This is a genomic window from Amycolatopsis sp. NPDC098790, assembly GCF_044759945.1.
GTDB lineage: Bacteria > Actinomycetota > Actinomycetes > Mycobacteriales > Pseudonocardiaceae > Amycolatopsis.
The window spans coordinates 133,054-158,815 of the sequence record NZ_JBIWAI010000002.1; the positions used below are offsets into that span (position 1 = coordinate 133,054).

9 protein-coding genes are annotated in these 25,762 nt (G+C 68.4%); 3 read left to right on the plus strand and 6 right to left on the minus strand.

The features are described from left to right. Positions 1-245: 245 nt before the first annotated feature. The 5 genes from ACIQWX_RS14735 to ACIQWX_RS14755 form a co-directional block, all read right to left on the minus strand. A complete protein-coding gene (locus ACIQWX_RS14735; protein ID WP_400869958.1) occupies positions 246-1,580 on the minus strand; it encodes a DUF2399 domain-containing protein in 1,335 nt (444 codons plus the stop codon). Beyond that, complete coding sequence (locus tag ACIQWX_RS14740) at positions 1,577-6,613, minus strand: SbcC/MukB-like Walker B domain-containing protein (RefSeq protein ID WP_400869961.1); 5,037 nt, start codon at positions 6,611-6,613, stop codon at positions 1,577-1,579. The genes ACIQWX_RS14735 and ACIQWX_RS14740 overlap by 4 nt, the downstream gene beginning before the upstream one ends. Further along, on the minus strand, positions 6,613-7,959 hold the full coding sequence (locus ACIQWX_RS14745) for a DUF2398 family protein (RefSeq protein WP_400869963.1): 1,347 nt from the start codon (positions 7,957-7,959) through the stop codon (positions 6,613-6,615). Before ACIQWX_RS14745 ends, ACIQWX_RS14740 begins: the two co-directional genes overlap by 1 nt. Beyond that, positions 7,956-9,539 carry a DUF2397 family protein gene (locus ACIQWX_RS14750; protein ID WP_400869966.1) on the minus strand — a complete coding sequence of 528 codons (1,584 nt, stop codon included), beginning with the start codon at positions 9,537-9,539 and terminating at the stop codon, positions 7,956-7,958. The genes ACIQWX_RS14745 and ACIQWX_RS14750 overlap by 4 nt, the downstream gene beginning before the upstream one ends. Positions 9,540-10,112: 573 nt before the next feature. Then, entirely contained in the window at positions 10,113-10,364 is a 252-nt protein-coding gene (locus ACIQWX_RS14755; RefSeq protein ID WP_400869969.1) for a hypothetical protein, read from the minus strand. Positions 10,365-10,445: 81 nt separating this feature from the next. Here ACIQWX_RS14755 and ACIQWX_RS14760 point away from each other — a divergent pair, with 81 nt between their 5' ends. The 3 genes from ACIQWX_RS14760 (at position 10,446) to ACIQWX_RS14770 (ending at position 24,581) form a co-directional block, all read left to right on the plus strand. Continuing rightward, a complete protein-coding gene (locus ACIQWX_RS14760; protein WP_400869972.1) occupies positions 10,446-16,163 on the plus strand; it encodes a DEAD/DEAH box helicase in 5,718 nt (1,905 codons plus the stop codon). Continuing rightward, positions 16,160-18,589, plus strand: a complete 2,430-nt coding sequence (locus ACIQWX_RS14765; RefSeq protein WP_400869975.1) for a hypothetical protein — start codon at positions 16,160-16,162, stop codon at positions 18,587-18,589. Before ACIQWX_RS14760 ends, ACIQWX_RS14765 begins: the two co-directional genes overlap by 4 nt. A 76-nt stretch (positions 18,590-18,665) precedes the next feature. After that, positions 18,666-24,581, plus strand: a complete 5,916-nt coding sequence (locus ACIQWX_RS14770) for a hypothetical protein (RefSeq protein ID WP_400869977.1) — start codon at positions 18,666-18,668, stop codon at positions 24,579-24,581. Positions 24,582-24,778: 197 nt separating this feature from the next. Here the strand turns inward: ACIQWX_RS14770 and ACIQWX_RS14775 are convergent, their stop codons facing one another. Continuing rightward, complete coding sequence (locus ACIQWX_RS14775) at positions 24,779-25,441, minus strand: hypothetical protein (RefSeq protein ID WP_400869980.1); 663 nt, start codon at positions 25,439-25,441, stop codon at positions 24,779-24,781. Positions 25,442-25,762: the final 321 nt, after the last annotated feature.

The window sequence follows — 25,762 nt, forward strand, 5'->3', positions numbered from 1 at the left end:
AGCTAGTCAGACTCAGCCAGGTCTGAGCTGCTCCGACGATGCGGTGTCGCATCTCTTCGGGTCGGGGCCGATACTTGGGTCGGTCGAGTTTGAAGGCACCCGTGGCCAGATTGTGCTTTTTCGGGCAGGTCGCGACATGGGGTGTGCTCTGGTGCTGGTCAGAGCTCCTGGGCAGAATCCGCCGCCGGTCAACCGTTCCGGGCGATCTGCGGCGATTCGTGCGGCAACGACGTCCGCTAGGGCGGTCATCGACTCGGGTCTACCGTCGTGATGCTGATGTGCCGTTGGACAGTTGCCGTCTTGAGCGGGTCGTCATTCGCGGCGACGGCAGGCGGATCACCCAGCAGGACGTTCAGGAGCACGTCGTGCTCCTGGTAGACGGCTCGCCCGCGGTCGGTCAAAGCGGCGACCAGTTCGGGAGGGGTCTCCTCGGGCAATGGCCCGAGCGGCACCGCGGACGGGGCGGCATTCGCCTCGGTTACCGTGGCGTGGTCCATTGCCAGGATCCTCGCTCCGTACAGCTTCCGCACCTGGGCAGCGATGATGAGTCCGTCTCGGTCGACGTCACCCGCGTAGCTCAACCGTACCCCGCAGTCGATCGCACGCTGCAGGAACGCGTGGTCGACTGCTCGCAGGTGCCCGCTGGTGCAAGCGATCGGGCCGGTGAACCCCGCGGCCAGCGCCGCTTCGATCACCGACGGATTCTCGACGACCAAGACAGCCTCGTCAATCAGGGTCGGTGGGTTGACGGTGAGGTCGAACAGCGTCAGCGGTACCGGGGCGCCGCCCAACCTGAGCCGCTCGTCGACGACGCCGGTGCCCGAAGCCTGCAGGTTCAGCACCACGACTGAGGACGACAGCCGGTCCGCGAGCACCCCCGACCGCGCCAGCAGCGCTCTCACTGCGTCGGGCCGGGACGCGATCGGCTCGCCGGCCCGTTCGGCGACGGCTTCGACCAAGCGCCGACCGATGAGCTTGTCCAGGTCGAAACCGTGGGGGTCGCCGGTGCAGTCATGAGCCAGTTTGGCCAGCGTCACCGGGGGAACGCCCGGCCGGCGGAGCCGATCGATCTTTGCCACGGCTGCTGCGAGGTGCCGTGACTCGGTCCGGACCGAGTCGATGTCGGTGTCCGCAACGCCGGCGGCGCGGATCCGCTGCGCGAGCAGTGGCACGGCCGCCAGGGTGCGCCCGACTTCGGTCCAGAGCGCCGCGCGTGCGGCTGCGCTCGCGGCGCGTCCGGCCGCGTGGTTCGCCACCGGCAGCCCTGTCGCCAGCTCGGCGATGGCCGGGAGGTGTTCGGCGGCAACACCGAGCCTGGCCAGCAGCTCGCGCACTGGCACCTTGGCCACGCCTTCGGCGGGCGAGATCGCCGACTTCCCGCGGCGCCGCCGAGTGTTGGTGTCGAGCCAGCTGCGCAGGAACGCGACGCCGGCCGCGGACAGCCCGTTGACCGAGACCGTGGCGAGCTCGGTGGGGTCGTCCAGCTGGCACAGCCGCTGGTGGACCGCCTGCCACAGCGGAGCGAGATCCGTGTCTTCGGCCAGAGCGCGTGCGGCTCCCGGGAGCTCCGCCGCGGTCATGGCCGGGCCTCGGCGCTGCCGAAGCGGTCGGCGACGAGGACCGGCTGCCCGGAGCCGGTCCACAGCCAGGGGGTGGACACTCCCACCGAGCCCGACTGGGTGACCTGCGCGATCATCACCCGGCCCGACTCGGCCTTCAGCAGTGCGCTCATCTCCGGGGCGGTGGAGAGGACGTCGAAGTTCCACTCGCGCAGCAGGCCCAGGAGCTTCCGCACGTTCTGCGGGTCGAACGCGGCGTTCATCTCGTCCACGAACAGCAACCGCGGACCTGCGTAACCCGGGGCTTCGTACATCGACCACGCTGCCGCCAGCAGGGGCAGCATCGTCGCGAGGCGCATTTCGCCGGTGCTGAAGGAGGCAAGCGGGTTCGATCGGGGAGTGAGCGCACGGAACGTTTCCGTTTTGCCATCGCCGAACGACGCGTGGGTGACCTTGATAACCCACTCGTGCCACGCCCGGTAATCGAAGGTGTGTGCGACGCGCGCCTCCCAGGTCTCGCCGTTCGCGTCCTCGAGCCGTTGCCGTAGTACCTCGTACATCTGCTCGAACGTTTCGTCAGAGGGCAGCGCCTTCACCAGGTCGATCATGCGCTCCGCGTCGGGGTCTTTCTTGACCTTCCAGTCGACCTCGACGCCGACCCGCGCCACCCCCGTGCGCACGTCTTCGAGGGTGGCGCGAATCTGCCGGACGAGGTCTTCCGCAGCGGTCCGCCGCGTGGCGATTTCCCGTCGCAGCGCGGTGAACATGCTGGTCTTGAGTGTGGACTTGACGTCGCCGCGGAGATCGTTCTCCAGTTGTTCCGCCGTCTGGCGCAAGGTCAGGACCGTAGCGTGCAGGTCTTCTCCGCTGAGGGCGTCCGGTGCGGCGACGACCGCGCGGCGCCAGTCGGTGCCGGGAATCGTCTGCACCGTGACCTGCCGGTCGAACCGGGTCAGCGCCGCACTGACCTTCCTCGCTTCGCCCTCCAGTCGCAGGCGTCGGTTCTCGAGCAGCTTGGTGAGTTCCTCCCGGCTGTGCCCGCGCGGTTCCGTGGCCAGCAGAGCGGATCCCCAGGCGAGCGCGGCCGTGAGATTCGTCGGCCGGCCGTCGTCGTCGACTGCTATGTTCCCAGCCACGGGCACGACCGATTCGTCGACCAGCCGGTACATCCGGGCGAGGCAGCGTTCTCGCGTGTCTTCGGCCTGTTGCCGCTGCGGTGCGATTCCCTCCAGGGTGCTTTTCGCGCCGGCCGCTGCGACTTCGGCCCGCGTGATCTTGTCCTTGATCCGGTCGACCTCCTCCCGCGCAGCCTGATGGGCTCGCATCATCTCTTCGAGAGCTCGGCGGAGTTCTTCATAGGCCCCGCCGTAGAGCTCGCGCAGTCGTTCCACCTCCGCCTGCGCGCTCACTGCGGCCGCACTGGCTTTCGCTGCCTCGCCTTGGGCCGTGCGGCTTCGCCGGCGTTGGTCGGCCGCGGTCTCCGACGTGCGCCGAGCTTGGGTGCGCAGCCGCTGTGTCCGGTCGACGATTTCCATCCACGAGCGGACCTGGACGGCCAAGTGGTTCACCTCGTCCGCGAATGCCTCCAGTGCCCGGCGTTCGGCGGGGAGCGACAGGCCGCCACCGAGGTCCACCGCCTCGTTCAGCGCCTTCAGCGCTTTCCGGGTTTCCAGCCGGGTGTACTCGAGCTGCTCGGCTATGCGCAGGACGTTCCGTTGAGCGCCTTGCAACTGCTTCGTGGCTTCGTCTTCGTCGTCCCGTGCGGTGACAAGCGCAGTGAGGGGTGGGAACCCGGCGCGTTGCTCGTCCGCGCTCGCTTGTTCGCGGACCGCGTCCTGCCAGGCGGCTGTGGCTTGTGCTGTGGCTTCGTTGCGCTGGGCGAGGTGCTCCGCCGCGGCCGCCGCGGCCTCGGACGCCGTCTCGGCTTTCCCCACCGCGGCAGTGAGCTCAGCCAGGATGCCGCTCAGCACCCGGTCCCGAGCAGCTTCGTTCTCCCGCAAGCGGTCCAGCACCGCTCGTCGCACCGATTCCGCCTTCGCGAGCCGGTCCGTGGCATCGCCATCAGCTCGGCCGGCGTTCAGTCGAGCGGTCTGTGCTCGGGTGCGAGCCTCCTGCCACGGCCGTGATGACGGCAGGCTGTCCCGTTCGTCGACCGCTTCGGCGAGCACGGCTTGCTGGCGCGTAACGTCAAGTTCCGCGGTCTCACGGCGTTGCGTCAATTCGGCGTGCAGGGCTTCGAGCCGGGCGACGCGCTCGGCCCGTGCTCGTTCCCGCGCGGTCGCGCCGATGTGGCGGGTGACGTATCCCGCGGGCGCGGCGGCGGTCAGCACCCCGGTCCGCACAATGGTGATACCGGCGTCCGTCTCGTCTAGCGAAATGCTGCGCAGGAGGGAGTTCAGCCGGCCGGAGGCGACCGGCGACTCCGGCTCCGGAGACAGGATATCGGCCAGCGTCCGGCCGGTCGGCTGCTCCCGTCCGGACAGGACGACGTCGCCCACGCGTGCCCGGCCGTCGGAGGTGACGACGGCATCGAGCAGCCCCGCCACCAGGAGTGCGCCCTCGCACGCATTCCGCCGCTGCGTGCCGACGCCAGGCCGGAAATCGACCAACGTCCACAAAGGATGACCGTCGGCGCGGGTGCGCCATACTGGAACGGGCGGTGCCGCCGGTTTCTGCCGCGCCTGCTCGAGTTCGGCGGCGACAGCGCTCAGCTCCTCGTCCAGTCCGGCGACGACGGCCTCGGCCTTGGCGATCTGCCCGTCGATCCGCCTGATCGCGACCTGCCCCGCGTTACCCGCCGCAGTCCGCAGCGCTTGGTCGTCGAATCCCATGAGCAGCTCAAGGGCCTGCTCGGACACCTGTACCGGCAACGCGATCCGCGTGAGTTGTTCGCCGGTCCGGTCGATCCGCAGCTGTGAGATCGCATCGATCGAAGGCAGGGCGCCAGCCAGTGAAGTCGGGTCGAGGTGCCGCAACGCCGATCGCCACTGCTCGACGCCGGCGTGCCAGCCGCGCAGCTCGTCGAGGGCCGAATCGGTCGAGTCGAGCTGCTCGACGAAGTGCTCGTGACGGTACAGCCGGGCGGCTTCGGCCTCTCGAGCGTGCTCTGTCTCGGCCTCCCGGGCGCTCTCGGCATCCTGTGCCGCTGCCACGTCCGACTCCTGCAAATATGCTGCTTCCCGCGCGCGCTGCCTCGCGACCTCACGCGCAGTGCGGTCCGCGATCGAACGCGTGTTTGCCGCGTCCTGGACAGCCTGATCCCGCAGCTGCTCGGCGGTGACCTTGAGCATCTCGTGTCCGGCCGCGTCGAGCCGCTGCCTGATCGACGCGGCTTGCTGATCGGCCCAGTCCACGAGCCGGTCCGGGACGACCCGGCCGTCGACCGGGTCCGGGTCGAATAGTCCATCGGGCACCGCGGGGAAGTGCGTCGCCGACATCTGCCAAGCGACGACGGCGGCTTCGAGACGTCGTTCGGCCTCTTCCCGCGAAGCCGCGCACTCGTTCAGCGTGTCCCGGTGGCCGTCCGCCTCCTCCTCCGCCTTGCGGTGCTGCTCGGCGGTGGCGACTGCGATGCCATTGGCCGTCTCGACTCCGGTCAGAGCCGCGGCCACGTTCTTAATCTTCTGCTGTCGGTTTTCCGTCCAGGCCAACGGAGTCTCGGCGAGGGTTTCGGCCGCGACGTCGATCGCGGCGGTTTCCGGATCCAGCTGGCCAGCCTTCGCGAGCTCGGCAGCGGCGCCGGCCAGGTTCGTCACTGCGCCTTCCGCTTGGACCTTCGCCGCAGTGGTGCTGAGTTCCTGCGTGATCTTGGTCAAGCTCCGCTGGGCGTCGACTGCGTCCTGCGCGGCGGTAGCGGCGTCCTGCGCCGCGGTCGCCGCGTCTACCACTGCCTGGCCCGCGCGCTCTTTCGCGGCGTCGGCGCTGTCGGCGAGGCTGCGGGCTCGTTCTTCCTTATGCGGCAGCTCGGCGCCGGCGTGATCGCGGACCGCGGTTTCCGCGGCCCGGTGGTCACCTTCGCGCAACTGCAGGTTGTGGCTCGCCTCGTCGAGCGCGGACTGTGCCTGCTCGATCGCGGCGTTCGCGTCCTCGAGCTTCTTCTCAGCTGCACGTTCCGACCGGGTGAGGTTGTCGAACTCCGTGTTGGCCGAGCGCAGAGCGGCGGCCACGGTGAGCGCGACCGCTTGCCGGTAGAGCTCGTAGACGCGGTCGGTGTCGGCGAGTTTCTTCGCTTGTTCCCTGGTGTCGGCCAGCTGGGTTTCCAGCGTGGCGATGCGCTGCATCGCCGATGCGATTTCGGTCAACCGCGTCTGGTCGAGCGCCGGCAGCGCGCCGGTAAGCACGGTGAGCATGTCCTTGGCCGAGATCTTTTCCGCGGTCCGGACGCTGCGGAGTGTCCGCAGGACGCTCAGCAGGGCGTCGTACTGGATCTCGTCGAGCGGCGCGAAGACCCGCGTCCGGACCGCGGTCCGGTAGCCGGCTTCGGTTCCGATGGTGCTCAGGTGTGCGGCCGCCTTGGGCTTGAGCCGCGGCGCGTCGGTGAACAACTCGCCGCCGTGTGCGGCGAGCTGTTCGGCCACGCTGTCGATGCCGGCCGGGTTGCGGTCGACGTGCAGGATGAGTTCGTTTCCGACCCGGCCGGGGACAAGGAAGAACGCGCGCAGCAGTGCCTGGCCGGACGAGCGCAGCCAGAGGCCCGTCGTCAGGTACTCCGTCCGGCCGGTGTGCGGCTCGGTCCGGCCGTATTCGAGCCACCAGACCCCGGTCTTGTCCTCCCGGTCGCGGTTGTCGGTGTGCCTGTTCAGCAGCGTGCCGGCGGCCCGCCCGGACACGCTCAATGCCGTCTGGGAGGTGTCACCGTCCAGCAGGACGGTTACCAGCTGCGATGCGGTGAGCGACTTGCCTGATCCGTTGCGGCCGATGAACGCGAGCCAGCCGTCGGCGAAGTGGAACTCTTCGTCGGCCCACTTCCAGCTGTTGAGGACGCCGGCGCGGGTCGGCTGCCAGCGCCCGGTCACGGCCGGCGCGCCGTGGTCGGTCTGAGGTGCGGTAGGCATCAGACGGTTCCTTCCGGGACGTCGAAAAGGGTGGGACTCACGGCTCTCTGCGCACTGTCTGCCCCGGAGGCGATGTGGAGCCTGACCCGCCACATCCGCACCGCCGGAGTGGGCCGCCACCGCGATTCCGGGACATCGTCGGCCGGCTCGGCCACGAGGAAACCCGCGTCGACGAGTCCGTTCGCCGCCGCCTTGGCCAGCGCGCGGAGCTGCCCGCCGTAGGCCGCCGCCCAACGTGGCAAGTCCTCCCTGACCTGTTCGAACAACGTGACGATCTCCTCGATCGCCACAAAGCGCTCGCGTCCGTCGAGCGTCGGATCCCGGGTGCTCAGGTGCCGGAGCAGGGCAAGCGCGGCCTGACGTTCGTTTCGCCTGCCGTTCGGGAAGTCGAGCGTGCTGCCCAGCTGGGACGGGTCGCTGACCTGCCACCAGTCATGGCGCACGGTGGCCACCAGGCCGAGGGCGTGCAGCACGCTGAGCGCACGGCTGCGGCCGGTGGACGACTGCAGGTAGTCGTCGGCCACCGGGTCGACGCCGGGGTCGTCCACCAGCCGTCGCATCGCCCGCAGCCGGCGCCGGGTGATCTCACTCCGCGCGGCGCGCCGGGCTTCGGGGCCTTCAGCGAGGTCGGGTTCGTCCTGGTCGTCGGGGAGCTCGTCGTCTTCGGTGATCCGGTCGGTGGCCAAGGCCGAGGCGTGCCGGCGGGGCGGCAGCTGCGCCAGGTTGAGCAGCGACGGCGAAAGCGAGGAGAATTTCGCGGTCAAGCGGTCCCGGGATGCGGACACCACCGCGTCACCACCATCACCGGCGGCTTGGTCGAGCGACCGGTCGACGGCGATGGTCCCATCGGCCTGCAGCAGGCGCAGCGCGTCGACGAGGCTGTGCCGGTTGCGGTGTGCCTCCTGCTTGCTCACCCCGTCACCGGGCACGACGGGAAACCGCGGGAGCAGGTTGCTCTCGCTGTCGGTCGCGCAGACCTGCGCCACCGACTGCAGCAGGTCGTTCAGGGTCATCCGGGGGCGTCGCCACAGCTGTTCGCAGGCGAGGGCAGACAGCACCAACACCAGCTGCGACGCCGGCACCGGGTCTTGTCCCTCGCGACGGATTCGCAAGCCGCGTGCGCCTGGGACGTCCTCCCGGCGCTTGTGCAGCCGGATCAGGTCCGCGGCCTCGAGCACTTCCAGCGTCCAGCCGAGTTCGGTGTGGAAGAACCTGGCGAGCTCGGCGCGGCCGCGGCTCGCGCTCCGGTACAGCTCCGGCTCCCGCTCGGCAAGCAGCCTGCCCTGCGCGATCAGGACCCGTGCGCTCTCGGCGAGATCCGGGTGGAGCAGGGTGTCGTGCCTCATGCGACCCTCCTGGGCCGGCCGGTGGCCGGCGGTTCCGGGCTCGGCATCGTTGCCCCGGCCGGGACCACCGTGACCAGCAGCCGCGGCGCGGTCAGCTCGCCTTCGGCCAGCGGCACGGTGACCTGTTCGCCGCGGCCGGCCAGCCGCACGCTCACCAGCACGCCGGCCTCGTCCGCTTCGGCCTGCCCGACTCCTGTCGCCGACTCCACCATGTCCAAGGCGAGCTGGATCGTGTCGAAGAGCACGGCAGCCGTCTCACCGTCGAGGCCCGCGAAGTGCTCGAGCCCGACCTCTCCCGGAGTCAGCAGGGCCGCGGCACAGCGCCGTCGGTGTTCGGCCTGGGCGGCAGCATCCGCCAAGGCCGCTTTCCGCTGCGGGCCGGCATCCACGACCTTGCGCGGGCGGCCACCCGCTGGGCCGTGCCGCTCGTGCTCGCGAAGCGTCAGATCCACGCCGAATTGGGCCTGGCCGGCTGCGGCGCTGGTGGCATGTTCGACGTCCTCCTCGGTCGGACCAGATACGACGTGCCACGCGGGCCAATCCCCGAAAGCCGCCGCATACACCTGCCGGGCCGCATCATCGTCCGGCTGCCGGTGCAAGGACTGGGCGAGCAGCCGGAAGTCCACCGCCAGATCCGAGCCGCGCAGCCGAGCGTTGTACCGCCTATCGACCGCATTGAGCAGCGTGTTCACCGCCCCATACGCCGATTCGACCAGTCGGTGCACACTGCCGCCGGGCACGAACCATGCCTCCAGCGCGGAGATCAGGGCGACCCGGTCGGTCACCCAGTGCTGCTGCGCGGCTGGATCGAGCAGCCCGGCGTGCTTGACAGCGCATTGCACAACGTGCTGGTGGCCGTCTTGCCGCAGAGCCTCGAGGGCGGAGCCGACGCGCACGAACGCTCGGTCGTACTCTCGGGCGAACTGCCGAAGCGCTTCCACGACCCGGTCGCGGTTGCCGTCGAAGACGTCGTCCTTCGTCACGTCCGACTGGACTAGCTGACCGAGGGCGTCGTAGAAGTCGGCTGTGACGCGCTGGAGTTCCGCGATGCGGGTCTCGACGTTGCCCAGGTCGGCGTCGAGCAGCCCGTGCTCGTCCTGGTTTCCGGCGTGCCCGAGCAACGTCCGTATCGTGTCTTCGACGCTGTCCAGCAGCCGACTCGGCAGCTGGAGCGCGCGATCGGCGGAGAGCACCGCCGTGCGGACGGCCGCGACGATCGCGCGGCCCCGGCGGGTCAGCGCCCAGGCCTCCTGCCGGCTGATGACACCATGGAGGTTCCGCAGTGGAGCGGCGAAGTCGCGGAACGGCTTCGCGAACTCCCACTGGGCGAGCTGGTCCAGCAGATCACGCAGTTCGACGTTGGTCAGCGGATCTTGGAACCCGACCGCGCGCAGCCTCTCCCCGATCTCGCTCAGCGTCGACTGGGGGCCGCGGGTGCTCAGCTCCTCGAGCGCGGCGAGCAATGCGGAGTACCGCTCACGAACCAGGTCGTTGTGCTGCGAAAAAGCTGCCCAATCGCTCGCAATGACCTGCCGCCACCAGCGCTGTAACTGGTCTGGCGGGGCGCTCGATTTGGTCACAGGACCCTCCCTGCCTGGACAGTTGTCGCGTCCGCTCCCGGGACTAACAGCGCCAGTATGGGGCTGCCTACCGACAAGAAGTGCGAGCCAACGCCGGGACTGGCCGCCCACGAGGTCTGGGAGCCGCGCGTACGTGTCCTGCGCCCGACGTATCGCCGCTGGTAGGGATCTTGCGATCGGCCGAAGGGGTGATCTTGCGGCGAATGTGGGACGAGCGTGCGGCCAGTTCCGCGGAAGTAGACAAAAAGATGTCATTTACCACCGAAGTCCCCGGCTTGGCCGGCTCTCGGCCACTATGTCGGCGCGCGAATGCTGCTGAAAGGGGTTGCTCAGCTGTTCGCCACGCCAAGCGTTACTCGGGAGAGACCGCTCCGTCGCTGTTTTCACCGTGTCCCGCCGGTGCGCTAGAACACCGCTTGTTCGTAGGGCACTGTTGCACGGTGCGGCGCGAGTTCGGGCGTGACTGAACTGTGATTGGCGGGTTGAAACGATCTACCGGTTGTGGCGATCTACATGTGGTCCGGACAGTGGCGGAATACCCCCAGCGAGGGGAGCAGGGTCGAATCGCGTGGTTCAGAGGAGGAACGGATGGCAGCGGGGGCCGATCGGGACACGCTTGGCGCAACCGGCGCCGCACTCCCGCCTGATGTCCGCAGGCTCGTCGATCTGCTTGCTCGGCAAGACGGTCCACTCGACCGGGCCGGTATCACGATGCTGGTCCAACAGCGGTTCCGGATGCGGCCCCGCGTCCTTTCCGAGCTGCTGGATAGGGCCTTCGCGGCAGGCGCCCTCGTGGAGTCCGGTGGCCGGATTCTCGTCGGTCATTCCGCGGAACCGCGAGAACCAACAGAGCCGGCCGCCCCAGGTGCCGACATCTTGCGGGCTGTCGTTGTCGATGTGGATTCGATGGTTCGGCCGATCGCCGCTGAGCCGTACACCGAGACGTGCATCTACCAAATCGGGGCACGCCGCATCGGCACGGATGATGCCTGGGTGGCCCAAGGGGATTCCTTCTCCCGGTACGTTGAACTGCCGGACGCCACTTGGGAGTTCACCTCGGCGGAAGTCGCGAAGCGGCACGCCGAGAACAGGCTCCCCGCGGCTGATGTGCTCAAGGAGTTCGCCGGCTTCTGCGAAGGAGCTGATTCGCTCGTCGCCTACAATGGCACCGAGTCCGATTTCGTCCTCCTCGAGAACGCCTTCCGGCGCGCCGATGTCAAGCCGCCGGAACACACCTTGGTGGACGCCTACTACTTGGCCCTCGCGCTGTGGCCGAACACCCGCACGCACCGGCTGAGCCCGCTGGCCACAGACCTCGGTGTCTCGCACAGCGATCTGCGCTGGCACGATGCGAGTGACGACTGCGCGCTCCTGGCCCGCGTGCTTATGCGCGCCGCGGACACGGTCGCGGGGTGGCCCGATGATCTCCGGGGTCTCGTGGCTTCCGCGTGCGCGGACTCACCCGCGTGGTCGCTCGTGGGGCGGCTGGCTGCGCGAAGCCGAGGCGAAGGGACGGCAACTCCGCGAGGCCACGGACACGCTGAAGTGGCGGCGACCTTGTCCCGGCTGCTCGCCGACCACCGGCCGCGCCGCGCACGGGTGCAGACCGCTGCCGCCTTCGAAGTGGGACCCGAGTTGCGCGGCGCTTCGGGGCGGGTCGACGCGCACGCCCTCGCGACCCTGTCCCACGGCCGAGGCGCGGCCCGCCGGCCTGCGCAGGACGAGATGACCACTGCTCTGCACCGCTGGGCGGATCGCGGGACGAGTGCCCTCATCGAGGCCCCGACAGGAACCGGGAAGAGCTACGCCGTTCTGTCAGCGTCCCTCGACTGGCTGTCGGGCACCTCGAAGCGGACGTCGATCATCGCGACGTACACCAAGCAGCTGCAGGGGCAGCTGGCCGACGACGTCGTGCGGTTCGAAGACACGGTGCCCGGCCTGGTCGCAAGCACGGACGTGGTCAAAGGGCAGGCCAACCGGCTGTCGCTCCGTGGCTTGGTCTCGGCTCTCGCCGAGGCGACCGCGCTCGGCTGGCCCGGCGGCGGGCACGGACACCAGGTTCGAAGCCGTTTCCTAGCCAAGAACCGCTACCGGGAGCTGCTCGTTTACCTGCTGCTCAGGCTGTTCTCGTCACCGCAGGCCCCAGCTTCGTGGACAGCGCGATCGGTGGACCCGGTCGATCTTCCCGCTTTCTTCGCAGCCTATGGCGGAGGGGCAGTGCCTGGATGGCTGCGATCCCTGTCCCAGGCGGCGAACGGCGACTACGCGGCGGGCGCGAACACGACGCTCGCCGTGCACACCGACACGGTTGCCGAAGCACTGTCGTCGCATCGGTTGGTGATCGCCAACCACGCCCTCTTGCTCGCTCATCTCGCGCACGTCCGCACCGCGGGTGCCGATCTGATGCTGATCCTCGACGAAGCCCATCAGCTCGAAGACGCCGCGACGTCGGCCCTCACCAGCGACGTCGAGTACGCGGCCGTGGAAGACGTCCACAGCGAGCTGGTGGTCTGGAGCCGCTCGGTCGCCGGTGCCGACGGCGGTCGCGTCCGGGCCGCCGTCGACGCGCTGTCGGTTTTCCTGGACCACGAACAACTTCCGCAAGTCGTCTCGCGCGCGTTCGACAGCCGCGGGACCGGCGCCGGTGTCCTCCTTGGTTCCCGGGCGGTGACTTTGGCCAGCGCGTACGCCGGACAGGCCGGGGTCGCGGCCGCCCGTCAGGTGACTGGCCTCCTGCGAAGGCTCCGCAAGCTCCTGGGGAACGTGGTTTCGACGGTGCGGTGGTACTTGGACGTCGACGAGCGGGATCTGGGCTTCTTCGAGGCCGAGCGGATCAAGGCGTTGCTCGCCCGGGCCACCGACCTGACGGAGAAACTGGACGGGGTCTGCGCTGACTTGGACGATCTCCTGATCGTCGAGGTCACAGCTGCGACCGTGGCGGGCAAGGCCATCGACGAGGACCTGCCGGTAGACGATGTGCTCGAGGCCGACGACATCGACGACGACATCGACGACGAGACGTTGCAGGCCGGGGCGGGCGAACTGGGGCCCCTGCCACCGGGAACGTCGAACCGGCTGGTGTACGCCGAGGAACTGGCACAATTGCGGGGGGAGCTCCGGCACTACCGGTTCAAGATCGCGACGAGCCCGATCGAGCTCCCGGCCGAACCGGCGTGGCGGCAGTTCACCAGCGCGTGTGCGCGGACCTTCTACCTCAGCGCCACCCTGACCGTCGCGGGTGATTGGGCGTTCCTGCGTTCGCGTCTCGGTTTTCCCGCCACGCTCCCGGCCCTGGAGCTGAGCACGCCGTTCGATCTCCGCCGGCAGGTGGAGCTGGTCTGCTTCTCGGATTTCCCCTCTTGGTCTGAACAGGGGGACGCGGCGATGCGCACGGTCGCCCATCAGCTGGCGGGGTATTCGCGCGAGATGATCCGCCCGGCGGCGGGGGAGCCGCACCGAGGCGGCTTCGACGGTGGAGGTCTGGTGCTGACCACCGCCCGGTCGACGGCGGGCGGCATCGCCGAACACCTCGCATCCAACCTGCGCCGGAACGCCCTCGAGACGCCGGTGCATTCATCACTGGTGCTCGGCAATGCCCGCAGTGTCGAAAAGTTCACCGACCCGTCGGCCGGTGGCGGGTTCCTGGTGGGAACGAAAGGCCTCTGGCAAGGCGTGGACGTTGCCGACGAAGAGCGCCTGCGCTTGGTGTGGGTCAACAAGCTGCCGTTCGCGCCGTTCGGAGCACCGCTGGTCGAAGCGCGCCGCGCCGCGGTCGCGGCGCGGGCCGAGAGCCGGCGTCTGGAGGACCCGGAAGCGGTGGCGACCGAGCGGTATTACCTGCCCCTCGCAGCCTTGCAGGTCAGGCAGGCGATCGGCCGGCTGATCCGCTCTGAGCGACATCGCGGAGTGGTCGTGATCAGCGACCGCAAGCTGGCCGGCGCGACGGCCATCCGCCGCGCCTACCGGCGGACCTTCCTCGGCTCGCTGGGAGACGGGCTGCTTCGCGACGATCCCAAGACCGGGGAACGCGGTGGTGGCAACGTCACCACGATGGCCGACGGCTGGTCCCGGATCTGGCGCTTCTTCGCCGACAACGGGCTCCTGACGGCCGAGCGTGCCGCGGAGTTGTGCACCGAGGCAGCGCTGTCCGTGCACACCGTCCTGCCGTACACCCTGCGCATTCGTGAACTGGCCATGAAACCGGAGGAAGTGGGGCAGCACCGGAGCGCGGGCACCCTGGAGGCCGAGGTGCTCCGCCGCGCGGAGTCCATCGGTGGCCTGCTGAAGTTGTCCGAGGAGCCGGCTGAGCTCCGCCGCGCCCAACGACAGGTGATCGGTGCGGTGGCGGCCGGGCGGAACGCCCTGGCGTTGTTGCCCACCGGGGCGGGCAAGAGCTTTTGCTTTCAGCTGCCCGCATTGGTGCTCCCCGGCGTCACGATCATCGTCTCACCCCTCGTGGCCTTGATGCACGACCAGGCCCTCGCGTTGAACCGGAGCATCGGCGGAGCCGTGCGCGCATTGGTCGCACCGTTGCGCGAGTCCAGCTCGAGAGCGGGAAAGACCGAGGTGGCCGAACAGCTGGAAGGCCGCGTCGACCACGGTATTCGCATGGTCTACGTGTCCCCGGAACGGCTGTGCCAGCGCCGGTTCCGCGAGCTAGTCCGGAGCGCGGTCGCCAACGGGATCGTGAGCCGGGTCGCGATCGACGAAGCACACACCGTGGTGCAATGGGACGACTTCCGCCCGGCGATGACCCGGGCCCTGAGCCTCTTGGCCGAGCTGCGGGCCGAATACGGTCTACCCGTGACAGCGCTCACGGCGACGGCCAACCGTGTCGTTCACGCGGAACTCCGCGCGAGCGTGTTCGGGCTGGAGCCGGACGCGGCGGACGAGAGCGCCGAGGCAGCGACCGGTGTGCTGGTCACAATTCGAGACAACCCCATTCGGCCCGAACTGGCGATTTTCCGGCGAAGCATCGACCGGGCCCAGCCTGCATGGCCCGCGCTGCTCGCCGAAGAAGTGGTCGACCGGTTGGACGGCCATGCCATCTTCTACTGCTTGACCGTGCGTGAAGTCACGGGGATGCACGCCCACCTCCGCGATTACCTCGGCGAGGCCGGAAGCCGTGTGCTGCGCTTCCACGGTCGTCTCACGGAGGCGGAGAAGGCCTCGGTGATGACGCAGTTCCGTGAGGCACCTTGCAAGGGACAGGAGGGGTTCGCGCCACTGGTGATCGTGGCGACGTCCGCGTTCGGGCTCGGTGTCGACCGCGACGACGTCCGGACCGTCTTCTGCACTTCGGCACCCACCGACATCGCGGCGTTGTACCAGCAGATCGGACGAGCCGGGCGCGACGCCGCGGGACGGCCGAGCAAGTCCGCCTCCGACGGGGAAGAGCCCGTGGCAGCCAATGTCGGCCTCGCGCTCTTGACCAGCCGGGGGCTTCGGACAGCCCGGTTCATGGCTGGCGCCGACCTTCCCGCACCCCTGCTACGCCGTATGGCGGCTGCAGTCCTCAGGAGCCGCGGAGTAGTGGACGCGGCACTCCTCGCAGACGGTTTTCTCGCGGAGGACGTCGCAGAAGGGAGGCTTCGCGAAGCGGACGCCCGCCGACGCCACACCGGTGAGTCTTACCGCGCCGGCGTCCTGCGGGCATTGACCGCTCTCGCCACGCTCGGCGCGGTCGAGGATCTCGGGGATTTCCCGCCCTATTGCGCCGTGAAGACCGGCGAGGTTGCCGTCACTCCGATGGTCCCAGCCAATACCGACCCGTTGGAGATGTCGGTCATCAAGGCTGTCCTCGCTCTCCCGGTCCGGAGAAGCGGAGTCGAGGCACTTTGGCGCGGCAAGCTGTCCATCACCGCGCTCGACGCGATGCTGGCCAGTCACGTGGCGGGATACCGGCAGCTGTCCGAGGACGCCGCGGCGACCTGGCAGCTGCTTTCCGACTTCCACGACCGTGGCCTGCTGGACGTTTCGGCGGCGCCGAGCCGGGGGGTGGTCACCGGAATCCGGGTGACCGGGTTGCCGTCGGTGCCGGCCGAGTTCGAGGCGGTCATCTCCGGAGGCCGTGAGCGCGCACTCGAGGAGGTACGACTACTGCACAACTTCTTCGAAAAGGACACCGTCTGCGCCAACGAGCTGCTGGCCGACTACTTCGGCGCCGAGGTTCCCGCTGACTGTTGTACGCACGCGGGCAACCGCTGCTCCGCGTGCTGGAAACACGCGGGAATACCCTTGACCGAGACCGAGCCCCGCACAGGAGAAGTGCTCAACTCGGATCCTTGGAAGCGACGCAACGGCGCCGCGGACGTGGCCTACCGACGCCGTCGCCTCGAGGAGCAGGTGTTCCGGATGCTGACCGCGGCGCCGCACGGTGTGCACCCTCGGAATATCCATCGTGCGTTGCGCGGTGAGGACACGTTCTTCAATCCGGGAACGCGAACCCAGGTCCGGCTACCGGCGGCGCTGACCTCGTCGCGCCACTTCGGTGTCGACCCGTTGGTCACCTTGGCGCAGGTGCAGGCCGCGTTGGCTTGCCTGGCGGAACTCGAACGTGTTGTTCAGGACCAGGCTCGATGGAGGCCGGTGAACCGGGAGAGGAATGGAGGTGTACTGGTATGACGATCGCGAGCACGCCCCCCGGCGCGGCAGATCGGCACGACACTCCGCTACTTGACCGGGATGACGAAACCGGTCCGTGGGAGCCGTACGTCCACGAGCCGCTGATCACGCCGCAAATGATCCTGGGTCCCGAGCGAACACCCGTCGTCGATTTCGAGCGTCTCCAGCGGTACTTGGCGGCGTTGGTCGAGGCGCGCGCGACGCCGGTGCACGTGAACGTGGCCTTCAACGCCGCCTACTTCGGGTTCGACCTGGTCGCTGGCGGGTACGTCGGCGGCCAGGTCGAACTGTTCGGATTCCCGGGGATCGACGTCGGATCCACAACCGAGACACTTCCCGTCGGCGCGATGGTGAACATTGTGGCCGGTGCGGACCCGCTGTTCGCCGAAGTGGTCTACAAGGAAGGTGCTCACCGGGAACTGGGGCCCGGTGGCGCCCTCCCCGATTGGCTGTCCGGCGCTCCGGCGGGCGCGGTCGGGCCCGGCGAGATCGACGAACTGTCGCCGCCCGTGCTCCGGGAGCGTCTGGTGGTCGACTTCAACGCGTTCGGCAGCGGGTTGTCGCGCACCAGGGAGCAATTCGCGCGGCTGCGTCGGCAACAGCGTGTGCTGAACCACCAGGGCCACCTGGTCGTCGAAGCCCAGTACGAATCACGAGCGCAAGCAGACCTCGACGAGCGCGCCCTGTACGTGCAGTACCTGCTTACCCGCGGGCGTAGCCAGCTGATGAGCGCCGCGCTGCCGATGCAGTTCGGCAATCTCCTGGGTGACGGCGCCGGGTCCGAGGAGCACCAAGCAGCACTGTTCGGGATCATGCGGACGATTCGCGCCGCGTTGGTGAGCCTCAGCGATCCGTCCAGGGAACCTTTGCTCCACATGTGGGGTGACTACGCCTTCAGCCGTCGCGCCTACTCCGCACGATTCGACGATCGCGGACCGCTGGGCGGGGAGGACATGCATGCACTGCTTGCCCAGCTGCACCGCAGCCCGCTGCCGTCCCGGCGGGGGCGCTGGGCTTCGGGACGCACCGTCAGCTACACCGCGGTCGGTCGGCTGTTGGAGGAGATCGAAGACGCGGGCGACCGGCTCAACGAACTGAAGTACCCGGCCGCGGTGTGCCACTTCAACACCGTTGTCACACAGTACGTGGCGAGGGACGGCGACGAGGCGACCGGACTGCTGCGAGACGGGGTCCACCTCCGGCTCGACGACCGTTGGCAAGGGGGCGGGGTCTGGCGCGCCGAGCACCCGGGCAGTGATTTCGCGCGAATCGATCCCGACGACGCGCTCGGCCTCGGCTGGCGAGGTAGCGTGCAGGTTCTCGGGCCGGCTGAAGGTCTGGACGTGAGCGCGGAGGAGGAGCCGGCACCAGAAGCGCCGAACGTCCCCGAAAGCTTTGATGATTTCGGTTCCGACCTCGTGGTCACCGACAGCCAGAGCAGCTGGGAGTTCGCGCTCCGGGCCAAGCACTTGGAGCAAGGCTGGTTGCCGGTGCCTGAGCGCGTAGCCGTCCGTATGCGATCGGCTGGTGTCGACACCGGGGTCCGGGTACGGCTCGTCCTCGATCACGACGGCCGGGACCTCGACGCGACCCACGAGCGGCAGCACGTGCAAGTCGAGCTGTTCGCGACACCCCGGCTGTGTGAGGTGACCTGGCCGGTCTGGGAGTTCTTCCCCGGGCTCCTGCTCTCCTGCCGGTGGGCTCACGGCAGCAGCAAGGTGCAGGTGAACACGACTCTGCTCGAAAAACCGGTCGAGGTGGAAGGCTTCACCATCGACCACCGTTACGACCCGCGGGCTCTCACGAGGGACATCATCCCCGTCGAGTCCAAGCCGTTCCGAGCTGCCGCCGCTCCTGGGGAGGCCCGGCTGATCGGGCCGGAGCAGTGGTCCGAGGAAGCACGCCGATCTGGCCGGCTCACTTTGGCGCAGCGAGTGGTTTTCGCCATCCGGACTCTCGGTCTGCTGGATGAGCGCGGGTGCGCCGTGGTCGCCCGTACTACGTTGCCGACGCTCGTGCACGGCGGGTGTGAAGCAGGCCGTGAGGTGCCATGGGAACTCGCCGATGTCGTCGACGACCTGGTCGCGTCGGGCCGGCTGCGCGTCGCCGACGGGAGTGTCGACGCCGCTGGAAACCTGGCTTACCCACCGGTACCGGGTGACCAGGTGATCCCGGTGGTCCGCTACGAGCCGACGGTGCGGGAAGGCCAGCCGCGGCGGTCGAAGCCGTCCACGCGCGCCGGGCTGGATCAGAAGTGGGTGCGGAGAAGCCCGATAACGCCGCACTTGCGTGATCTGCGCAAGAGCGGCAGGCGTGCTTCGGAAAAAGCACGACAGGCCTACCGGGAGGACTGGGCGGCGGGAGGGTACGACGGTCCAGCGGAACTCCCGGAGCACTTCACCTACGCACGGCCCAAGAAGCACTGAGGCGCCGACGAAGCACCGCGCTTTTGCACCCCACCGTTCTCTCGCATTCGCCGTTCTCCTCGCATTCGGAGGCATCATGGTCGCCCGACGTCATCGGCATTCCTGCCACCACGGTGATGATCGAGATCCGTATCCCGTCAGGTATCCCTCTGGCTACCGGTCCGGGCAGGACGAAGCTCTGGACGCCGCGCTACAGCGGCTCTCCGACGTGCTGAGCGCTTGCGGTGATCCACTGGCGGCCGCGGTGTCGCAGCTGACCGGCGACGAGATCGGCTGGGCGCTCAACGACATCTCGCTCGACGACCGCGAGCGGGTGCTGCACCCGCTCGGCCTCAAGCTGCGTCCGCGGAAGATCACCCCCGCCCTGTCGCAGGACGTGGCCACCTTGCTCCGGCGGCACCACGGCCACACGCAGCGCCACGCGATCGTCCAGCTGACCGTGGGTATCCGGAAACACTTGCTGCGCGCCGTTTTCGGAACCGAGCCCGAATCTGCGGACGAGGTCATCGCGAAAGCGGGGCCGGGACTCGCGCGAGCCGCCGTGTGGGCCGACGGAGTCGCCTCCATCCGGGATGCCCGAAGCTGGCTCTGGAGTACTCGGCAACAGTGGTTCTCCCCTGCAGGAACCACTGACGAACAAGTCGCCGCTATCGCGCGCGCCGCACAGGACGTGGTCGACATTTCACCCGATTACCAGATCGCAAGGGGGAATGGGATCGTGGCGAACCACGAGGACCTCGCCGAGCTCGCAGGCCAGGAAGCCGCTGGCGCCGCCGAAGGCACCGAAGCCGGCGAATCGGCCGGCAAATCGCTCTCGCTCGAAGACCTGGGCAGCATGCGCGACGACCTCGAAGCCGACCTGCGAAACGCCCTGACCGCTGCGCAACGGCTCGTCTCCGCGTTGCACGATCACCGCGGACCCGTTTCCGAGGACATCGCCGCCATTGCCCACGCCAGTCAGTCGTTCGAAGTCGTGCTCGCAGCGCTGGCAACGGCAGGTGTGCGCGCGGGCGACGCCAGCCTGACGTCCGTCGACGAAGCCATCAAGCGGTTGGCTTCCGACGCAGGCGAGCAGTCCCTCCGGGAGGGCTTGGTGGCCGTGTTGCGGCTGCGGGCACCGGACCGGTCACCCGCTCTGGCGAGCCTGCTGCGCGAGGCTCGGACGAGCATCTCCGACCTGCTGGCGAAGAAGCCCTGGAGTGCGGGGAGCCGAGCCGACGCCGGCGTTCTCGTCCACCTGAACGAGCTGGCGGCTTCCGATGTCGATGACACGCGGCGTCTTGCTCTGGTGCACGAACTGACGGCGGCTCGTCCGGAGCTGGCGCTGCTTGCTCTCCAGGCACAAGCGCTCGAGGTCGCGGAGTCGACGGACACCGAGGAAGCAGGAAGCCAGGAGGAACCCCGGGCGGCGACGGAGCAGGTCGGCGATGAGTGTCCGCCAGCTGAGCCGGTAAAGGACCACCTATCCGCCGCTCCTGCTCTCGAATCCTTTACCGGGGCCGATCCGGCAGAACCAGCCCCGGTCGTCACGCCCGTGAATGTGCCCACACCGGCGGAGGCCGACGTGGTGCTGGACGGCCGCACCGGCTCGCCAGGCACGGAAGACTTCCGGACCGCTCAGGCGATCGCCCACCTCGTTTCCGCCTCCCGGTTCGGAATGGCCGCGGCACTGATCGAGCGCTCCGCACAGCCGGCGGTCACCCCGTTGTCGGTGCTCCGCGTCGCTGCCCTGGCTTCCGTGGTGCGTAGTGAGAACGGTGCTTGCGCGGTCGCGTTGCGTTCGGAGCTCGACGCACTCGACACCGGCGTCGCGCTCACCGAGACCGCGTCCCTCCTCGTCGCCGTACCGGCACTCGTTCGTACCGCGTTGGTGACCGGGGCGCCGTTGGCGGGTGCGTTGCTAGCCGAGGTGGCCGCTCGAGTGGAGCCGAACCTCTCGGAGGTCGCGGACGAGGTCGGCAAGCGTGCCCTGCGCGGAGTGCTCGCCGGTTCGGCCGCGCTGGAGGTGTTCAACGACGTCACCGAGGTCGAACGCCTGCTTTCCGACCGGGCGGAAGCTGCCAAGGGCGTGCTCCGCCCGCGTACCCTCCGGTTCAAGCGCGCCACGGACATCGCCAAGCGGTGGCTGGCGCCGGACGGCCTGCTCGGCAAGCCGCTGACCACTGCGGCGAAGGACGACCGCGAAGCGGTCGACACGGTCCTCGACTTGGCGCGGAAGCTCGGAGACCCGACGTTCGTCAAGGAACAGATCGCGGTCCTCGACCGCAAGTTCAAGGGGAACAGCGGGAGATCGATCGAAGGAGCGGGTCTCCGCGACTTGGAGAATCTGGCCAGCGAGGCGCTCCAGGCGCTGACGGGCTGGGCGGAGTCCGTTGTATCCGTGGGGCGAACTAGCCGGCCGGGCGAGTGGAGTGCCGGCGAGGTCTCCGACATGCGCGCCGTGATGCTGGCCCGACGGGACGCCGTGCTCGCGGCGTTCGCCGCACGCGGGGAGCACGACGACCCGATGATCGCGGCTGCGGCACGAGGTGGTGCCCGGGTGATGGCTGCCACGTTCGACCTGTTGGAGCGAGGGCTCCCGTTGTCGGGGCGGGAGCCCTCGCCTGCGCTGGCGTTGTCCGTCGACCTGCTGAAGGTGCCCCACTCGTCGGTCGATCACGTTCTGGGGAAGGTCAGTGTCCCGGACACCGTTGAGATCGAAGACCTGGTCGTCGCGTCGCAGCGGAGCTGGAGCGCAGCGATAACGGCCCTCACCAAGGCTCAGAACTTCGACGCCGCGAACTTCGCCATCGAGGCTGCCCAGGACGGGTTTCTCGTGGAGTCCGACGGATCGCGGGCGGACCTCTCCGGCGACGCGGCTACCGTGCGCAACGCGGAGAACGTCAGCCGGGAATCGTTCGGTGAGCTCCACGACCAGCTGACCACGGAGCTGCGTCGTGCGCGGCTCAACGGTGAAGTCACCGACGAGCAGGACGGCGAGCTGACCAGCCGCCTCGAAGACGCATCCAACCGGCTCGGCGGTCGCGACTTGCTGGCCGTGCGCCGCACCCTCGACGAGGTGGCGGAGCTGCTGCCGCGCTACCGGTCGGAGGCGGGACGGCGGCTCGAGGACCGGCTCGCGAAGATCGGTACCGCGGACGGCGAGACCGTGGATCGCGTCACCCGCCTCATCCGGGACGGTCAGCTGTCCACCGCCGAAGAACTCATTTACTTCCTGGAGATCGGGGAACCCCCGCCCCACGTCGAGCAGCGCGATGACTTGACCCAGTTCTTCCCCGCCGTTCCTGAAGCCCTTCCCGACGGCATTACGGAGAAGCTGCTGGGAGTGGTGCGCAACCGCGGCAGCTTGAGCTCGACGCCGGTGCTCGACTTCTCCAGGATCGTCGAGCCGGAGGTCGTCGCCCAGGCGCTCGCCGGGTGGCGGGACATCACACGCTCCCGCGAACGCGGGAACATCAGCGAACGCGAGCAGCTCCTGCCGGCGCTGCGCTTGGCGGGTATCGAGGCCCGGCGCATCGACAAACTGCCCGACCTCAAGCCGTGGCGCGATCGCCGGTTCATCGACATCACCGAAGTCGACGTGGTGGGCAAGGCACTGGTGCCCGCATTCGGAACGAAGCTCAACCGCCGCTTGCGCGTGCTGCTCGCTTGGGGCCAGCCGGGGGCGGAGCTCCTGCTGAGCCACGCCGACCAGGATCCCGCACAAGGCAGTCTGCTGATCGCGCACTTCGGCACTATGAGCGCAAAGACTCGTCGGGAGCTCGCCGTGAGGACTGTCGGCCGGAAGGCTGCGATCGTGGTGCTCGACGACGCCGCGCTGACTTACCTCGCCGCGCACGGCAACCGTCAGATGGACGCTGCCATGAGCGTGCTGCTGCCGTTCTCCTCGGTGAACCCGTACCTCCGCCACAAGCGAGGGCTGGTCGCGCAAGAGATGTTCTACGGGCGCAATGCCGAGCTCGACAGCTTGCTCGACCCGGACGGGACCCAGCTCGTCTACGGGGGCCGCGGGCTGGGCAAGAGCGCGTTGCTCCGCGCCGCGGGAGCGAAGTTCGAACGCCAGCGGACGTCCGGGGAACACGTTTCGATCTACCTGAGCCTCGACACGCTCGGCATCACCGGGAACGCCGGGATCGGCGCCGACCTCGTATGGGGACACCTGAAGCGTGAGCTGGTCGACCGTGGCGTCATCTCCGCCCGGAGGCCGCAACGCACGGACGCCCATGAGGTGGTCCGCGCGAACTTGCTGCGCTGGGTCCAAGAGAACCCGCAGAGAAGGGTCTTGATCCTACTCGATGAAGCCGACCGCTTCTTCGAAGCCGACGCGCCGACGTTCATCCAGACCACCAGGCTCAAGGACCTCGGCCAAGCAAGCGAGAGCGCGGTGAAGGTGGTGTTCGCAGGGCTGCATTCGGTGCAACGCTGGGCGAAGAGCGCCCGGAACGGACCGTTCAGCCACCTCGCCCAGCGGCCCACGGTCATCGGACCGCTGCGTCCTCAGTTCGCTTCGGACCTGCTGACGCGGCCCCTCGGCGCGCTCGGGTTCGTATTCGCCGAGGTGGATCTCGTCAACCGCGTACTGGGATTCTGCTCCTACCAACCGTTCCTGCTCCAGATGTTCGGCAACCGGCTCGTGGAGACCATGCAGCAGCGGCGTGGCGAGGGCGGTCTGCCGTACATCATCACGCAGGAGGACGTTGAGGTCATCGAGCAGCACGCTGACCTCAAGGCGGATATCCGCGACGCGTTCCACGACACGTTGCACCTCGACCCGCGTTACAACGTGATCGCCAACGTCCTCGCTCAGCACGCTCACGAGCACGGTCTCGATTCGCGTCTATCGGATCGGCAGCTGCGCGACGAGTGCCTCGATTGGTGGGCTGCCGGGTTCCGCAAGCTCGACGTGGAAGGTTTCCGGGCTTACCTGCACGAAATGGTCGGTTTGGGAGTGCTGGCGCCGAACAACGACGCTCGTGGCTGGCACCTCCGCAGCCCGAACGTGCTCAGGATGATTGGCACCCAAGATGACGTCGACACGCAGCTGGCCGGGGCGGATACCCTGTCGATCCCAGAAGAGTTCATCGCTCTTGAGACTCGGCTCGCCCTGCGGGGTGGGCGGCGTTCGCCGTTGACGGCCGGCCAAGTGGATGACATCCTCGGTGATCGCACGAACCAGGTCCGGGTCGTACTCGGCTCAGTGGCAACGGGTATCGACGCCGTGGCCGGAGCGATCCAGGCGGCGACCGGCGCCACAGGACAGTTCACCGTTCCCGTCATCACACGTCGCTCGCAGTTTCACGACCAACTCGCCGAGGGGGTGCCAGGAACCCGACGAGTGGTCATGACGGATCTCTTCACCCTTGAGCCACGAGCGGACGCTTGTTCGGAGGCATTGACCGACGCGAGGAACCGGTGGCCGGAAAAGAGCGGGGTTACCCGCTCGGCGGTGATCATCGCCGGGCCGGCGCAGCTGCCACTTTGGCTGGAAGCCCTGGCAGCGTCGGAGCACGACACCTCTGTGGGGATGGTGTCGCTGCGGCGCTACAGCAGAGCATCGCTGCGCGTGTGGGCGCTTGACGGTGAGATGTTCACGAGAGACGAGCGCCAAGAGCTGCTACTCGCGGTCACCGGAGGCTGGCCGGTACTGGTCGAGGAGGCCGCCGACCTGGTCCGGAAGGGGAACAGCGAGACCCGGGCCATCAAGGCGATCGAAAGCAGACTCGCGGCACCGGCGGGTGCGGCGGAGTTCGTCGAGAAATCGGGCCTTCTGGCCGATCCGGCGCTGGGGCAGGCATACGAGGCCATCTCAGACCTCGCAGGCTCTCGCGGGCTACTGGTGCCGGAGGTGGTTGAGGCGGCCGAGATGGCGGTGCCGGAAGACACGGCGGCGGTGGTCGACTGCCTCGTGCTGCTGCAGGTCTTCGCAGTCAGTGACGACGGCCTCCACCGGCCGGAGCCCGTTCTCCGGCGATGCTGGAGCCAACGGGCTTGACCTGGTGGTGTCGGGAAGCCTGGTGCTACCGCAGGAACTCGTGCGGTAGCACCAGTGCGAGCTGAAGCCACTGCTCTGAGGCGGTTTCCGTCGACGTGGCGCTGTGCCGGCCGGTCAAAGGAGCGGGTAAGCCGGCCGGCACACCGGAGATCCACGAGCCGGGTGCGCCGCGCTTGGTGGACCGTGTCGGGGCCGAATCAAGGCGACGTCGACATGGCGGCTGGAGCTGACACGAGTCGGGTGCGGTCCGAGTGAGTCGGCTGTGGTGAGTCGACCGGTTCCCCTTGGTGTGCGGAATGTCGCCGTTCACGAGGACCGGCCGATTGCTGGCCTCCTGCTATGCAACGTGTTCGGAGGTCGCCCGGCTGATTGCAGTCACGCGCCGCTATCAGGCGGTTGCGTTTGCGGCTTTCGCGCACGGGAGACACGCTCCAAACGTGTCGCGGCTTCGACAGCGCTTTCGTGCTCCCAGATTCTGACAACCAGCCACCCCATCGCGGCCAAGACGGCGTCCTATCACGGTCGCGTCTGGCGATGCCGCGCAGTTTGAGTCGCCACCAGCTCCTGTTAGCAATGGGCAGGTGACCGTGCTCGGGGCAGGAGTGCCAGAAGCAACCGTCGACGAGTACCTCGATGCGCGCGCCACGCAAGAGAACATCCACCCGTCGACGCCGATTCCCGCCCGGAACCGGTTGGTCGACGACAAATCGAAGACCGCGAGGGTGAAGTGGGCGTCGGAGCGCGATCTCCGGACGCGTGCCCGACTGCGGGTCCGGCGCATGACGGCTGAAGTAGTCGCGGATGACGCCGGCGTGAGAACTGAGCTGTTCCGTTAGCGGCGGCAGCTCGTGCATCTGCATTTCTCGATGCGGATCCCACTTCTATTGCTCGCAGCCGGGAGTCTGGGAGCACCGACTTGGTCGACGGCTACTCCTGGGTTGTGGAGTCGCAGCGAAGCTGGCTGCCGACGCCGGCGCAGCCTATCCGTCGTGGGCAGAGCTGATGTCCGCATGTCGGGGGTCGAGTTGAGTAGCCGAGAGTGGTCCGGCGGCCAGCGCTGCTAGACAGCAGCCGGTCACTGGTGAACTCTCAAGATCGGGATATAGATCAACGCAGTCCCTGAACACGTGTCGGTTCAAGTTCCTCGGTTCGAACCGAGGACGCAGTCGGCTCCTTGATCA

Coding starts and splice junctions, on each gene's coding strand:
- ACIQWX_RS14735 (WP_400869958.1), bottom strand. CDS start 1,580: ATGACCGCGGCGGAGCTCCCGGGAGCCGCACGCGCTCTGGCCGAAGAC.
- ACIQWX_RS14740 (WP_400869961.1), bottom strand. CDS start 6,613: ATGCCTACCGCACCTCAGACCGACCACGGCGCGCCGGCCGTGACCGGG.
- ACIQWX_RS14745 (WP_400869963.1), bottom strand. CDS start 7,959: ATGAGGCACGACACCCTGCTCCACCCGGATCTCGCCGAGAGCGCACGG.
- ACIQWX_RS14755 (WP_400869969.1), bottom strand. CDS start 10,364: ATGACCGACGAGAATCCGGCCACCGGACTCCACGAGGGCGCCTGCCGC.
- ACIQWX_RS14760 (WP_400869972.1), top strand. CDS start 10,446: ATGGTTCGGCCGATCGCCGCTGAGCCGTACACCGAGACGTGCATCTAC.
- ACIQWX_RS14765 (WP_400869975.1), top strand. CDS start 16,160: ATGACGATCGCGAGCACGCCCCCCGGCGCGGCAGATCGGCACGACACT.
- ACIQWX_RS14770 (WP_400869977.1), top strand. CDS start 18,666: ATGGTCGCCCGACGTCATCGGCATTCCTGCCACCACGGTGATGATCGA.
- ACIQWX_RS14775 (WP_400869980.1), bottom strand. CDS start 25,441: ATGCAGATGCACGAGCTGCCGCCGCTAACGGAACAGCTCAGTTCTCAC.